14 protein-coding genes are annotated in these 13,871 nt (G+C 54.7%); 11 read left to right on the top strand and 3 right to left on the bottom strand.

Annotated features, from left to right (window positions below; translation table 11 throughout):
- Positions 1-19: 19 nt before the first annotated feature.
- The 4 genes from dapA (at position 20) to NP596_RS01290 (ending at position 6,052) form a co-directional block, all read left to right on the top strand.
- Complete coding sequence (gene dapA, locus NP596_RS01305; protein ID WP_256613395.1) at positions 20-895, top strand: 4-hydroxy-tetrahydrodipicolinate synthase; 876 nt, start codon at positions 20-22, stop codon at positions 893-895.
- A 3-nt stretch (positions 896-898) separates the two neighbouring features.
- Positions 899-1,759, top strand: coding sequence for an NlpB/DapX family lipoprotein (gene bamC, locus NP596_RS01300; protein WP_256613394.1), 861 nt, complete (start codon positions 899-901; stop codon positions 1,757-1,759).
- A gap of 87 nt (positions 1,760-1,846) precedes the next feature.
- A complete protein-coding gene (gene purL, locus NP596_RS01295; RefSeq protein ID WP_256613393.1) occupies positions 1,847-5,791 on the top strand; it encodes a phosphoribosylformylglycinamidine synthase in 3,945 nt (1,314 codons plus the stop codon).
- 12 nt (positions 5,792-5,803) lie between these two features.
- Entirely contained in the window at positions 5,804-6,052 is a 249-nt protein-coding gene (locus tag NP596_RS01290) for a hypothetical protein (protein WP_256613392.1), read from the top strand.
- A gap of 11 nt (positions 6,053-6,063) precedes the next feature.
- On the opposite strand, the gene dtd is transcribed toward NP596_RS01290, so the two are convergent.
- From dtd to greB, 3 genes are all read right to left on the bottom strand, one after another.
- Positions 6,064-6,504 (bottom strand): D-aminoacyl-tRNA deacylase, encoded by a 441-nt coding sequence (gene dtd, locus NP596_RS01285; RefSeq protein ID WP_256613391.1) that lies wholly within the window; start codon positions 6,502-6,504, stop codon positions 6,064-6,066.
- A 57-nt stretch (positions 6,505-6,561) separates the two neighbouring features.
- Positions 6,562-6,966, bottom strand: a complete 405-nt coding sequence (locus NP596_RS01280; RefSeq protein ID WP_256613390.1) for a gamma-glutamylcyclotransferase family protein — start codon at positions 6,964-6,966, stop codon at positions 6,562-6,564.
- 178 nt (positions 6,967-7,144) lie between these two features.
- A complete protein-coding gene (greB, locus tag NP596_RS01275) occupies positions 7,145-7,636 on the bottom strand; it encodes a transcription elongation factor GreB (RefSeq protein WP_256613389.1) in 492 nt (163 codons plus the stop codon).
- A 53-nt stretch (positions 7,637-7,689) separates the two neighbouring features.
- Here greB and NP596_RS01270 point away from each other — a divergent pair, with 53 nt between their 5' ends.
- The 7 genes from NP596_RS01270 to gspG all read left to right on the top strand — a co-directional run bounded on the left by NP596_RS01270 (position 7,690) and on the right by gspG (position 13,866).
- Positions 7,690-8,166, top strand: coding sequence for an FKBP-type peptidyl-prolyl cis-trans isomerase (locus tag NP596_RS01270; protein ID WP_256613388.1), 477 nt, complete (start codon positions 7,690-7,692; stop codon positions 8,164-8,166).
- Positions 8,167-8,322: 156 nt separating this feature from the next.
- Entirely contained in the window at positions 8,323-9,300 is a 978-nt protein-coding gene (gene hflK / locus NP596_RS01265) for an FtsH protease activity modulator HflK (RefSeq protein WP_256613387.1), read from the top strand.
- Positions 9,297-10,259, top strand: a complete 963-nt coding sequence (gene hflC / locus NP596_RS01260) for a protease modulator HflC (protein ID WP_256613386.1) — start codon at positions 9,297-9,299, stop codon at positions 10,257-10,259. The genes hflK and hflC overlap by 4 nt, the downstream gene beginning before the upstream one ends.
- Before the next feature lie 70 nt (positions 10,260-10,329).
- The gene (locus NP596_RS01255) at positions 10,330-11,706 is read left to right on the top strand and encodes an AAA family ATPase (RefSeq protein WP_256613385.1); all 1,377 of its coding nucleotides are present in this window, start codon (positions 10,330-10,332) and stop codon (positions 11,704-11,706) included.
- Positions 11,703-12,179: a hypothetical protein gene (locus NP596_RS01250; RefSeq protein ID WP_256613384.1), complete on the top strand. Its 477-nt coding sequence runs from the start codon at positions 11,703-11,705 to the stop codon at positions 12,177-12,179. Before NP596_RS01255 ends, NP596_RS01250 begins: the two co-directional genes overlap by 4 nt.
- Before the next feature lie 30 nt (positions 12,180-12,209).
- Positions 12,210-13,427, top strand: coding sequence for a type II secretion system F family protein (locus NP596_RS01245; protein ID WP_256613383.1), 1,218 nt, complete (start codon positions 12,210-12,212; stop codon positions 13,425-13,427).
- Between the two features lie 13 nt (positions 13,428-13,440).
- Positions 13,441-13,866, top strand: a complete 426-nt coding sequence (gspG, locus tag NP596_RS01240) for a type II secretion system major pseudopilin GspG (RefSeq protein WP_256613382.1) — start codon at positions 13,441-13,443, stop codon at positions 13,864-13,866.
- Positions 13,867-13,871 lie beyond the last annotated feature (5 nt).

Raw genomic sequence — 13,871 nt, 5'->3', positions numbered from 1 at the left:
ATTCTGACGAGAGATGTGCATGATTCAAGGTAGTATCGTTGCTTTGGTAACCCCGATGACTGAAGACGGCGCGGTGGACAACGTGAGTCTGAAAAAGTTGGTGGAGTTTCATGTCGAGCAAGGTACGGATGCGCTGGTCGCGGTAGGCACCACCGGCGAATCGGCCACCTTGGACGAAGACGAGCACTGCCAAGTCATCAAAACCGTAGTGGACTACGTGGCGGGCCGCATGCCCGTCATCGCCGGCACCGGCGCCAACTGCACACGGGAAGCGATACGCCTGACCCAACGCGCCAAGCAAGCCGGCGCCGACGCCTGTTTATTGGTAACGCCGTACTACAACAAGCCGACCCAGGAAGGTCTATACCTGCATTACAAAGCCATTGCCGAAGCGGTCGATATTCCGCAAATTCTGTACAACGTGCCTGGCCGGACCGGCTGCGACCTCTTGCCGGAAACCGTGGGCCGCTTGTCCCGCATCGATAATATTGTCGGCGTCAAGGAGGCCACCGGCAAACTGGAACGGGTCAAACAAATCCGCGAGCTGACCGGCGAGAATTTTGCCCTTTATACCGGCGACGATGCCACCAGCCTGGAGTTTTGCCTGTTGGGGGGCAACGGCAGCATCACGGTGACCGGCAATGTGGCGCCTAGATTATTGCGCGACATGTTGGCCGCCGCTCTGCGGGGCGACCGGGCAACGGCCGAAGCGCTGGACGCTAAATTGACCGGCTTGCACAGCAGCTTGTTTATTCAGTCCAATCCGATCCCGGTGAAATGGGCGGTGGCGGAAATGGGTTTGATGGGTAAAGGCATCCGCCTGCCGCTGACCTGGCTGAGCGACGACTGCATCGCTCCGGTCCGCGCGGCCATGCAGCAGGCCGGCGTTTTATAAATTATGAATAAAAACATGATTCTGCGCGGGATGGCCGGCAGTTTGATCCTGTGCGGGCTTTCCGCCTGCGGCACGATCAAGAGTTGGTTTCCGGATAAAGAAAGGGATTATCAGTTTACTTCCGAAATACCCGAGCTGATCGTGCCGGACGATTTGAAAAACAAAGGCTTGGCCGGCGCGATTGCGCCCGAACCGGCGGTATCGGCCGACGAAGCCGGCACGGTTTCGGATGCCGCGGCATCCAATCCGGAAGCGGAGGCTGTTTCCCTTGCCGCCGCAGCCGGTCCGGAAAATGACCGCTCCGGCGTATCCAAGGCCGAGCCGCCCGGATCCGAAACCGCCGAAATAAATGCCGAACCGCAAGCCGTTCCGGAAAATGCCGAGCCCCAACAGGCGGCGCTTCCCGAGACTCATGCAACCGGCGGCGTCAGCAGTTTGCAAATCGATCAAGCCAAAATGCAGGCCACCCGTATGGTGGGCCGGGCCTTGACCCGGCAAAAAGTCGAAATCGTCGAGCGTAATATCGATAAAGGCTATTTTTACGTTAAATACGACCCGAACGCGGTTGAAGCCCGCGATGAAAGCATCTGGGACGAATTCAATTTTCTGTTCGGCGACGATCCGAGCCAGGAACGGGAATACCGCATCAGTGTGCGGGGGGTAGGTGCGCAAATGAGCGAGGTCACCGTCCGGGACGAGCAAGGCAAGGCGCTGTCGACCCCCGCCGCCAATGCCTTGTTGAAATTGATCACCGAAGGCATCAACCAAGCGGTCGATCAGGATAAGGCCGCCGACGAGCCCGAGCAGCCGGCCGCCGAACCTGTCAGGCAGCCAATCACTGAAAACCCGGTCATACATGACTAGCCAGGGTTGATTCGGATCGGCATTTTTCAGCCTGTTAATCCCCCCCAGTTCTTCCGTAACCCGCTTTACCATTTATTCGAAACCGCCATGTTGACTATTCCCGGAACCGCCGCCCTTTCTTCGTTTCGCATCGAAAAGCTACTCAGCCGGTTGCAAGGCTTGGATGCTTCCATCCAAGCCGTATCGGCCCGTTTCGTGCATTTTGCGCAACTGGAAGGCCCGCTTACCGATACCCAAACCCAAATGCTGTCGCGTCTGCTGGATTACGGCGATGTCGCCCAGGAAGCGGCCGCCGCCGAAGATACCCGGGCCGAGACTGTTTTTACGGCGTCATTATGGGTTGTGCCCAGACTGGGCACTATTTCGCCCTGGTCCAGTAAAGCCACGGAAATTGCCGAACGCTGCGGCCTGTCCGCGGTGAAACGCCTCGAACGCGGAATTGAATATACGTTTACCGGCTCCGTTCAACTGAACGCGGACGCCTTGCACATCTTAGCTACCGTGCTGCACGACCGCATGACCCAGCAAGCCGTGACCGACCCCGCGCGGTTGGATTTATTTGCCGAGCACGATCCCAAGCCCTTGCAAAGCGTCGCCATCATCGAACAAGGCCGCGCCGCGCTGGTCAAGGCCAATACCGAACTGGGGCTGGCTTTGTCGGCGGATGAAATCGATTACCTGACCGACAGTTTTACCCAACTGGGCCGCAACCCGACCGACGTCGAGCTGATGATGTTCGCCCAGGCCAACTCCGAACACTGCCGGCACAAAATTTTTAACGCCAGCTGGACTATAGACGGCGAGGAACAGGCTAAGTCGCTGTTTGCGATGATACGCAACACCCATACCCAACATCCGGAAGGCATTTTGTCCGCCTACAGCGATAACGCGTCCGTCATGGCAGGCCCGGAAGCGCACGTATTTATCCGCGACGCCGGCAGCCATGCCTATGGCTACGTGGAAGAAGCCGCGCATATTTTGATGAAGGTGGAAACCCATAATCATCCGACCGCGATTTCGCCGCATCCGGGCGCCGCCACCGGTTCCGGCGGCGAGATACGCGATGAAGGCGCCACCGGACGGGGTTCCGCCACCAAGGCCGGCCTGACCGGTTTCAGTGTTTCGCATCTGAAAATTCCCGGTTTCGCACAACCGTGGGAGGCCGATAACGGCAAGCCGGAGCGTATCGTTTCCGCGCTGGACATCATGCTGGAAGGGCCGATCGGCGGCGCGGCGTTCAACAACGAATTCGGCAGGCCCAATATCGCCGGTTATTTCCGCAGTTTCGAACAAAATGCCGAAACCGGAGAGCCCAATACGTTTCGCGGTTATCACAAGCCCATCATGATCGCCGGCGGCATGGGCAACATCCGTCCCATGCTGGTCGATAAACATCCCATTCCGGCCGGTTCGTTGATCATCATTCTGGGCGGGCCGGCCATGCTGATTGGCTTGGGCGGCGGCGCCGCCTCCTCGCAAACCTCCGGCGAAAGCGCGGCCGAACTGGATTTCGCCTCGGTGCAACGCGAAAACCCGGAAATGGAGCGCCGTTGCCAGGAAGTGATCAACCACTGCAATTCGCTGGGCGACAACACGCCGATCATCTCGATTCATGACATTGGTGCCGGCGGCTTGTCCAATGCGGTGCCGGAAATTATTCACGATTGCAACCGCGGCGGCCGCTTCGAGCTGCGCAAGGTCAACAACGCCGATAAAGGCATGTCGCCGATGCAAATCTGGTGCAACGAAGCGCAGGAACGTTATGTGGTGGCCATCAAACCGGAGTCGCTGGCGCTGTTCCAATCCTTCTGCGAACGCGAACATTGCTTGTATGCTGTGATCGGCGAGGCTACCGACCAGGAACATTTAACACTGAGCGATGAATGGCTGGGCGGTCGCTCTCAGCATCCTGCCTCCCGCGACACTGGCACATCCGTGTGCGTCGGTAACCCGGTGGATCTGCCGATGTCGGTGTTGTTCGGCAAACCGCCGAAAATGCACAAAGATGTGTGCCGCCTGACTAAAACCTTGCCGGAACTGCAACTGCAATCCGTGCAGCTGGCCGACGCCGTTAAACGGGTGCTGGCGTTTCCGGCCGTGGCGGATAAAAGCTTTTTGATTCACATCGGCGACCGCTCGGTGACCGGTTTGGTGGCGCGCGATCAGATGGTCGGTCCCTGGCAAGTCCCCGTGGCGGATGTGGCCGTAACCGCTTCCGGTTTCTATGCGCATAGCGGCGAAGCGATGGCGCTGGGCGAACGCACCCCGTTGGCGTTGATCGACGGCCCGGCGTCCGGACGCATGGCCATAGGCGAGGCCTTGACCAATTTGGCCGCGGCCCGCATCGGTAAACTCGGCGACGTCAAATTGTCCGCCAACTGGATGGCCGCCGCCGGCAGCCCCGGCGAAGATGCGGTGCTGTTCGATACCGTCAAGGCCGTCGGTATGGAACTGTGCCCGGCCTTGGGTATCGCCATTCCGGTGGGCAAGGATTCCTTGTCGATGAAAAGCGTCTGGCGCGAAGACGGCTGCGATAAAGTGATGACTTCGCCGGTGTCGTTGATCATTACCGCATTCGCGCCGGTCCGGGACGTCCGCCGCACCCTGACGCCAGAGTTGCGATATACGGACAGTGTGCTGTTGCTGATCGATCTGGGGCAGGGCAAAAACCGCCTCGGCGGCTCGGTATTGGCGCAAGTGTACAACCAGCTCGGCAATCAAGCGCCGGATCTGGACGACCCCAAGCTGTTCAAGGCTTTTTTCGACACTATTCAGACCTTGAACCAGCAAGGCCTGTTGCTGGCGTATCACGACCGTTCCGACGGCGGTTTGCTGGCTACGCTAGCCGAAATGCTGTTTGCCGGCCGCAAGGGCGTTGACATTGATCTGTCCGTGTTGGGTGGCGACGTCTTGGGAGCCTTGTTCAACGAAGAATTGGGCGCGGTGATCCAGATCAAAACCGCCGACCTCAACCAAGTCGCCAGAATCCTGGATCAAGCCGGACTGGACGATTGCAGTTTTCAAATCGGCCGCGTGGTATCCGGGCAGCAACTGCAAATCAAACACGGCGGGCAGTTGCTTTACTCGGCCGGACGCGCCGAATTGCAACAGACTTGGTCGGAAGTCAGTTACCGCATGCAGGCCCTGCGCGACAATCCCGATTGCGCCCGCCAGCAATTCGAGCGTATCGCCGATGACAACGATCCCGGTTTATCGGCCTCGCTGAGTTTCGATATCAACGACAACATCGCCGCCCGCTTCGAGCGTACCGTCAGGCCGAAAGTGGCGATTTTGCGCGAGCAGGGCGTCAACGGCCATGTCGAGATGGCGGCGGCCTTCGATAGGGCCGGTTTTGCGGCCATCGACGTGCATATGACCGACATCATTGCCGGCCGGGTCGGTTTGGCCGATTTCACCGGCTTGGTCGCCTGCGGCGGTTTTTCCTACGGCGACGTATTGGGCGCGGGCGGCGGCTGGGCCAAATCGATCCTGTTCAACCCCAAGGCCCGCGACGAGTTTGCCGCCTTCTTCGCCCGCGAGGATACCTTCGGCTTGGGGGTTTGTAACGGTTGTCAGATGATGTCCGGTTTAAAGGACATTATCCCCGGCGCCGAGCACTGGCCGCAATTCAAACGCAACCTATCGGAGCAGTTCGAGGCCAGGGTGGCGATGGTGAAAGTGCAGGCGTCGCCGTCGATTTTCTTTACCGGCATGGCCGGTTCGCTGTTGCCTGTTGTGGTCGCGCACGGCGAGGGCCGCGCCGAGTTCGGTTCGCAAAATCCGGCGGATGTGAATATTGCCGTCAGTTATGTCGACAACCACGGCAAGGAAACCACCGCTTTTCCGGCCAATCCGAACGGTTCGCCGCTGGGGATTACCGGGTTGACAACGGCGGACGGCCGTTTCACCATCATGATGCCGCATCCCGAGCGCTGCTTCCGCGCCGTGCAGAATTCCTGGCATCCGGCGGATTGGCTGGAAGACGGCGCCTGGCTGCGGATGTTTAGAAATGCCCGGGTTTGGGTGGGTTAAACGTTTGCGGATATGTCGGTGGATCACGCACAAGTGTTGCAACTGGCCGCGGCGGGCAGATGGGATGAGGCGCATGAATGGGTGCAATCCCATGCAGATACGCTGTCATGCCTGATTCACGGCTATTTGCATAGAGTGGAAGGCGATTTAAGCAATGCGCGCTATTGGTATAGGCGCGCCGGCCAGAATATGCCGGATAACACCTTGCCGCAGGAGTTACAGCGTCTGCGCGGGTTGCTTGATGCGAGCCAGCCGGAATAGCCGCGCCTGAACTAATTACAGCGCAAGGTAAACGTCACCGGCCCGTCGTTGATCAGCGCCACTTTCATATCGGCGCCGAACTGGCCGAACTGGCTGCCGGGATAAACCAAGCTGGCTTGCTGGCGGAAATAGCCGAACAGTTCGCGGCCTTTTTCCGGCGGAGCGGCCGAGGCAAAACTGGGGCGGTTGCCTTTTTGGGTGTCCGCCGCCAGTGTGAATTGCGGCACGATCAATAATCCGCCTCGAATCTCACGCAGACTCAGATTCATCTTGTCGTCGGCATCGGCGAATATGCGGTAATTCAAAATGCGCTCCAGCAGGCGGTCGGCTTGCGGTTTATCGTCGGATTTTTCCACCGCCACCAGCGCCAGAATGCCTGGGCCTATCGCGCCGACATCGACATGGTTTACGGTGACTTTGGCTTGCGCGACGCGTTGGATGATGCTGATCATAATGTTGAGTTGGGGAAACGATTTTATCTTTGTTGGTAATGCTGTTTTAGGCTCGGTTTAAGCCAGGTAATCGAAATAATCGCCGCTTTCAATGCGTTGCAGCCGGATAGTGGGTTTGCGGTATAGATAAACCCAGCAGTTTAATTCGCGATTATCCGCCAGCGTCACGGTATTTAACATTCTTTGGTATTCGTGAGGCGGCGGGAAGCGCGGGGTGCATTCTTCGTAATCATCCAGTATCGGCAAGAGTTTTTCCGGCTGCAACAGTTGGTAGACCTCCCCGGATACCCGGTTCCGGCTATCGATTGCATCCGGTACGGCACCAGGATAATTGCGGACTCGATATAGCTTGCCGGGTATTGAGGCGTTGCCGATAAAACGGGTTCGATTCGCCAGGAAAGGATGAATCCGCCCGGCTCTGTTTTTTCGTAAGCTGCCGTAAACAAAAAGATACTGCGCCATCACGGATTCATGCGGTCGGAATATAATTTATCGACAAATTTTTTGAACCCGATTGGGCGAAACAGAAAAATATAGATAAAAACGGCGGCCGAAAATGGAATGGGGCCGAAATCGAGCGCCATCATGAACAATAGCAGCAACAGCCATTTTAAGCGCCAGAACAAGCCGGGCTTGGTCATTAGTATTTTATCGCCACAATGTAATAACGGCTTTGCCGGCCGCCTTGGTTAAATACGACTTCATCGTCCAGATGTTTTTTTAACAAAGCCGTTGCTAGCGGCGAATCCAGGCTGATCAAACCGCCGCTGGTATCGATTTCGTCGGCGCCGACTATCCGGTAGGTGATTTCCTCGCCGTCTTCATTTTCCAGGGTGACCCAGGCACCGAAAAATACCTGGTTTTGCTTGCCGGGTTTTTCCGAAACCACAGTCAACGAGGGTAGGCGTTTTTGCAGATAATGGATGCGGCGATCGATTTCGCGCAATTCCTTTTTGCGGTAAATGTATTCGGCGTTCTCGGAGCGGTCGCCTTCGGCGGCGGCGGCCGATAATGCGGCGGTGACGTGCTTGCGCCTGTCCCACAGTTGCGCCAGTTCCTGTTCCAGGGTTTTGTAGCCTTCCTGGGTGATATAAGGGGAAGATTTTGGCCGGGGTGGTCTCCAACGTGACATGCGTTTCCGGGATAAGGTTATAATGGCAATTTATTTCAAATTACAAGGCAGTCATGCAAATTACTGATAAAACAGCCGTTTCATTCCATTATACCCTAACCAATCCCAGCGGCGAGCAACTGGACAGTTCGCGTGGTGAAGAGCCGTTGTTATATTTGCATGGCGCCGGCAATATTATTGCAGGATTGGAAGCCGCATTGGCCGGTAAATCGGCGGGCGACACGTTTAGCGTCACCATTCCGCCCGAGGACGGCTACGGCGAATTGGCGCCGGAGATGGTTCAGGTGGTTTCCAAGAAAATGTTCGAAGGCATGGATGTGGAAGTGGGCATGCAGTTTCATGCCGATGTCAGCCACGGCTCCGGCATTATCACCATTACCGAAATCGACGGCGACGATGTGACCATAGACGGCAATCATCCCTTGGCCGGCGAAACCCTGATTTTCGATGTGGAAGTAGTCGATGTCAGACCGGCTACCGACGATGAAATGGCTCACGGGCATATTCACGGTGCGGGCTGCCATCATTAATATTGCATGGGGCGCGGTGAAAACCCGCCCTAAATGTTTTTTCGGCTTTGGGCTTGCTCAATAAAGCCTAAAGCCGGATTATTCCGAATTATTTTTCTACTCACAGGCCAAGCCGAGCGTTTCGCCATCCGTCTTTTTTGAATTATGGAGGTTTGCGTGAACGATCCGAGCACGTTGTTCGAACGCTTAACGGCTGTACTGCCGTTATCGCCAAAAATCCTGTTACTGGCGGTTTTGCTATTAACCGGCGCCAATATGTCGTTTTATACCATTCCCGCGGAATCGGAAGGCATCGTCTTGCGTTTCGGCCGGTACATCGACAAGGTGCCCTCCGGCCTGCATGCCAAATTACCGTTTGGCGTCGATAACGTCATCGAAGTGCCGACCCAGCGCCAGCAAAAACTGGAGTTCGGTTTCGCCACCCCCGGCTACACGAATCCGGACCAAATCGGCAGCGATCCGGCTCTGGAAAAATCCATGGTCACCGGCGATTTGAATTCGGCGTTGGTCGAGTGGATCGTGCAGTACCGGATTACCGACCCGGAGAAATACTTGTTCGATGTGCGCGATCCAGGCATAACCTTGCGGGATATTTCCGAAGCGGTGATGCGGGAAGTGGTGGGCGACCGCACGGTGGACGAAATCATCACCATAGGCCGGCAGGAAATCGAGGATTCGGTGCTGATCCGCACCCGCGAATTGGCCCAGCGCTACCAGTTGGGGGTGACCGTCAACCAAGTGCAGCTGAAAAACGTCAATCCGCCGGTGCCGGTACAGCCGTCCTTTAACGAAGTCAATCGCGCCCAACAGGACAGGGAAAACGTCATCAACATCGCCAACGGCGAATATAACAAGGCCGTGCCCCGGGCGCGCGGCGAGGCCGATCAGAACATTCGCGCCGCCGAGGGTTACCGCTTCAAACGCATCAACGAAGCGGAAGGCGATGCCTATGCCTTTACTCAAGTGCTGGAGCAGTACGTAAAAGCCCCGGACGTGACCCGGGCCCGGATTTATCTGGAAACCCTGGGCGATGTGTTGCCGCAGGCCAGACAGCAAATCATCGTCGATGACAGCGTGCAGCAAATCATGCCCATGCTGCCGATGACATCCAAACTATTGGAGGCCGCGCCATGAGTTTTTCCGGAAAACCCGGCCTGCTGCTGGCCGTGCTGGCGTTCACCGCGTATTTGTCCGCCTTTACCGTCAACCAGGCGGAACAGGTGATTATTACCCAATTCGGCCGGCCGATCGGCGACCCCATCACCGAGCCTGGCCTGCATTTCAAGTTGCCTTTCGTGCAGCAGGTCAATAGCTTCGACAAACGCTATCTGGCCTGGGACGGGCCGATGGTGGAAATGTCCACCAAGGACAAGACCTATGTACAGGTCGATACCTTCGCCCGCTGGCGCATTACCGATCCGATGCGCTACTACCTGCGTTTACGGGACGAACGTAGCGCCCAATCCCGTCTGGAGGACATCCTGGGCAGCGAAACCCGCACCGCCATTGCACGCCACGAGCTGATCGAAGTGGTGCGTACCGATAAAGACCGCAAGCCGTTTCTTGATGAAACGCTGGGCGATTTGGCCGGAGAGGGCACGCTGGGAGTATTACGGCCGATCCGGGTCGGTCGGGTCGCCATCGAAAAAAGTATTTTCGAATCGGCGGCGCCCAAGTTGGAAGAATTCGGTATCGAATTGCTGGACGTGCGCTTCAAGCGCATCAATTACAACCAGCAGGTGCTGGAACGGATCTACCAGCGCATGATCAGCGAGCGTTTGCAGATTGCCCAGCGCTTCCGCTCGGAAGGCGAGGGCGAGGCGGCCCGCATCAACGGCAACAAGGAGCGCGACCTCAACGAAATCCAGTCCACCGCCTACAAGCGGGTGCAGGAAATTCAGGGCGAAGCCGACGCCAAAGCCAGCGAAATTTACGCCAAAGCTTACGGGCAAAGACCGGAAGCGGCCAAGTTCTATAAGTTCATGAAAAGCATGGAAACTTACCGCAAGGTCATCAACAGCGACGCCAGCATCGTATTGTCGACCGATAGCGAGTTGTTCGGGATGTTGAAGCGGGCGGAGAAGGGGGAATGAATTTTGTTTCTGCACAACCCAGTTTCGAGTTTATAAAAAACAGCAACCGTAAAATGAAGGTAATGAATCTATGAAAATTGCGGTAACGAATCTCGGCCCAATAAAAGAAGCCACGGTTGAACTGGGTGGGCTGACGGTCTTTGTGGGACCGAACGGTACAGGGAAAAGCTATTTGGCGAAGGTGATTTACGGGTTGCAGAGACATGAAACACTAGCGGCTAGTTATTTCAATCATGCGGAACATTTTTATCAAGCGTTGTTTGGTAAAGCTATGGGTACCGTGCAAGAGGTCTTAACAGACTTGCAACGACTGAAACCTTCTTCATTGCAGCAAGCGATGCCAAATTTAGCCAATTTGTATGCGGAACTGTTTAAAGACAAATTGGGCGAATATTTTAATGACGATAGCCAATTGTTTTACGAAACAACAATTACTTATTCGGATGTTATTGTTTTGCCGGAAGAAGTATTGGAAGAAGTTATTAGTGCGGCAATCGATCAAGCTAAGACATGGATAAATGCTCAAAGCAGTGCAACATTGTTGACTAGAGAGGAAGTTAAACCGGAACAATTCATCTGGGCATTGTGTTGGTACCTTTTTTGGGGTGTAGGCGGTGGTGTTGCGGATTATTTTCCGGCTGCGCGGTCCAACTTTATGCTCACTTATAAGGAGATATATAGGGCACGAGCCGATGAACATGTGGGTTTGGAAACCATATCCGACAAACTCTTGCTGGCCAGCAGAGGCCATCAAACTCGCAAGACAGGCAAACTGGCTCGATTCGATAGACCGACCGAGGACTTTATTAGTCGACTCTATGATCTGGATAGCTCCGTGGTTGGTCCTTTAGCCGATATTGCGGTGGAATTACAACGCCGGTTATATCGTGAAGACCGTATCGTGATTGAACAGTCTGAGGGTCAGCTGCCTGACTTTCGCTACCAAGTCAACGATATAGCAACTAAAATTCGCCTGCATCTCACTTCGTCTATGGTAACGGAAACGTCCGCGCTTTTGATAGGGTTTTGGCATTGGATTGAACCCAATAGCATAGTAATTATTGACGAACCGGAATCTCATCTGCATCCTGAAGCGCAAAAAACGCTAGTCAACGGCCTAGCCGAAGCGATCAATCAAGGTTTAAGGGTTATTTTGATCACCCATAGTCCCTACATATTGTCTTGCGTGAATAACCTGATCAAATTCGGTAGTCTGATTAAGAACTTCCCGGATGATAGCAATGTAACAAAATTGAAGGGCGAACATCCCGATATGGTAGCCCTGGAAAAACACGTCTCGGCTTACCATTTCGGGCGTGATGGGATGGTAAAGGATATTGTTTTGGCTTCCGGCTTGATCGACGAAGCTGAATTTACCGAGCCTTTTGACCGGATCAATGATTTATATGAGGCGATGCGCGATATCGAGTGGGAGCATCGCAGATGATCTCGGCAATTAGAAAAAAACTTTCCGCCATGGATAAAGCCAACTGCGAAAGCGATTCTCTGATTGGTCAGGAAAAAGGCAGAGGGGTTAAGTTAACGCCAAGTTCAAACGGGAAGGCCATGAAAATCAAGGTGGATGATTGCTTGATTACCGATACCCGGCGATGCGATTGCCTATATTTTTATCAACAATCGAAAAGTAAGCGTCATTCCTTTCTGGTTGAGCTTAAAGGCAATAATTATGCTTACGCACTTGAACAACTCGAGGCTACAAAAAATCATCCCAATTACATTGCGTTAATGAATGAAAATAGACCGTGCAATGAATTAGCTGTTGCCATAGTGTCGAAAAAAGCAAGGACAAATAATCCCAAGAAAGAAGAATGGGAAGATTTGAATCAACTTAGGCTTATGGTCATTCCGATTGAAGATAACGATACTTATGATTTAAGAATGCTCACTAAATCTGCTTAACCATCTTTCATTGAATTCGCTAACAGCAACATGCCCTTATTTTCCTACAAGGTAGTTAACAACCAAGGCCTGACCGAAGAAGGCGTGCGGGATGCCAAGGACGAGCCAACGCTATTGCTGGAGTTGCAAAACCAGGGATTGATTCCCATCCGCATCGAACCGGCCAAGGATAAAACCTTTCTCGGTATTCGGCTCAAATCGGCCGCCGTGCGCTTGTCCAATAAAGAAATCGGTATGTTGACCGGTGAGCTGGCGACCTTGCTGGAATCCGGCCTGCCGCTGGACCGTTCGTTGACGATTTTGTTGCAGTTGACCGAAGACAATCCCAAATTGAATAAACTGGTGGCCAATGTGCTGGAGAAGGTCAAGGCCGGCAAGGCGCTGGCCGATGCGCTGGAAAGCCAAAGCGGGGTGTTTTCCAAGTTTTATCTGAACATGATCCGGGCCGGCGAAATGGGCGGCAATCTGGGCGGGGTGTTGCAACGCTTGGGCGATTACATGGAGCGCAGTCAGGAGTTGAAAGACACTGTCAGTACCGCGTTGATATACCCGGCGATTTTGCTGGTGATGTCGTTGGCGTCCTTGTTTGTGATGCTGACTTTCGTGGTGCCGCAGTTCAAGGAAATGTTCGATAGCGCCGGACAATCGTTACCGGTTCCCACCCAGATCGTGGTGGGCTTGGCGGAGTTTTTGCAAAGCTACTGGTGGCTGCTGCTGCTGTCGGTGTTGGGCGCGGTGCAGTTCATGAAGTCGCAGCTGAGTAATCCCGCCAGCAAAAAAGACTGGGACCGGCGTTTTTTGCGCGCGCCTTTGTTCGGCGAGATTGTCGTCAACATGGAAACCGCCAATTTCAGCCGCACCTTCGGCACTTTGTTGGGCAATGGGGTGTCCATCCTAAAGTCGCTGGGCATCGTGCGGGAAACCGTTACCAACACGGTGCTGGAAGAATTGCTGGCGGATGCGGAAGAACAGTTAAAACAAGGCCGTACCATGTCGGAGGCTCTGGCCAAACAAAACCTGTTTCCCAAGCTGGCGGTGCAAATGATTAAAATGGGCGAGGAAACCGGTAAGTTGGAAGAAATGCTGCTGCGTATCGCGGTCATTTACGACAAGCAGCTGAAAACCACCATCCAGCGCATGCTGGCCTTACTGGAGCCGGCCTTGATAATTTCCTTGGGGTTAATGATAGCCGGTATCATTGTCTCCATTTTATTAGCTATTTTGAGTGTCAACGATCTTGCTGTTTAAAGGAGGAGCAATCATGCAACACACATATCGCCGCCAAAGCGGTTTTACTTTGCTGGAACTGCTGGTGGTATTAGGGATTATCGCCTTGCTGGCCGGTATTGTCGGCCCGCAGGTTATGAAGCACATGGGGGCGTCCAAAACCAAGGCGGCCAAAGTGCAGATAGAAGATCTGGCGGCGGCGCTGGATATGTACAAATTGGATGAGGGGCGTTACCCCAGCCAGCAACAAGGCCTGACGGCCTTGATCGAAAAGCCCAACGACGCCCGGCGCTGGAACGGCCCGTATTTGCGTAAGGAAAAGGTTCCGCAGGACCCCTGGATGAACGAATATCATTACGTGTTCCCTGGCCAACACGGCAGCTTCGATTTATTCAGCTACGGCGCCGACGAAAAAGAAGGCGGCGACGGCGAAGACCAGGATATCAATAGCTGGGAATAAGCCGC

Source organism: Methylomonas rivi (assembly GCF_024505165.1).
GTDB classification, from domain to species: Bacteria; Pseudomonadota; Gammaproteobacteria; order Methylococcales; family Methylomonadaceae; genus Methylomonas; species Methylomonas rivi.
The sequence above is the reverse complement of the archived record's forward strand: the minus strand, read 5'-3'. Positions and strand labels throughout refer to the sequence as shown.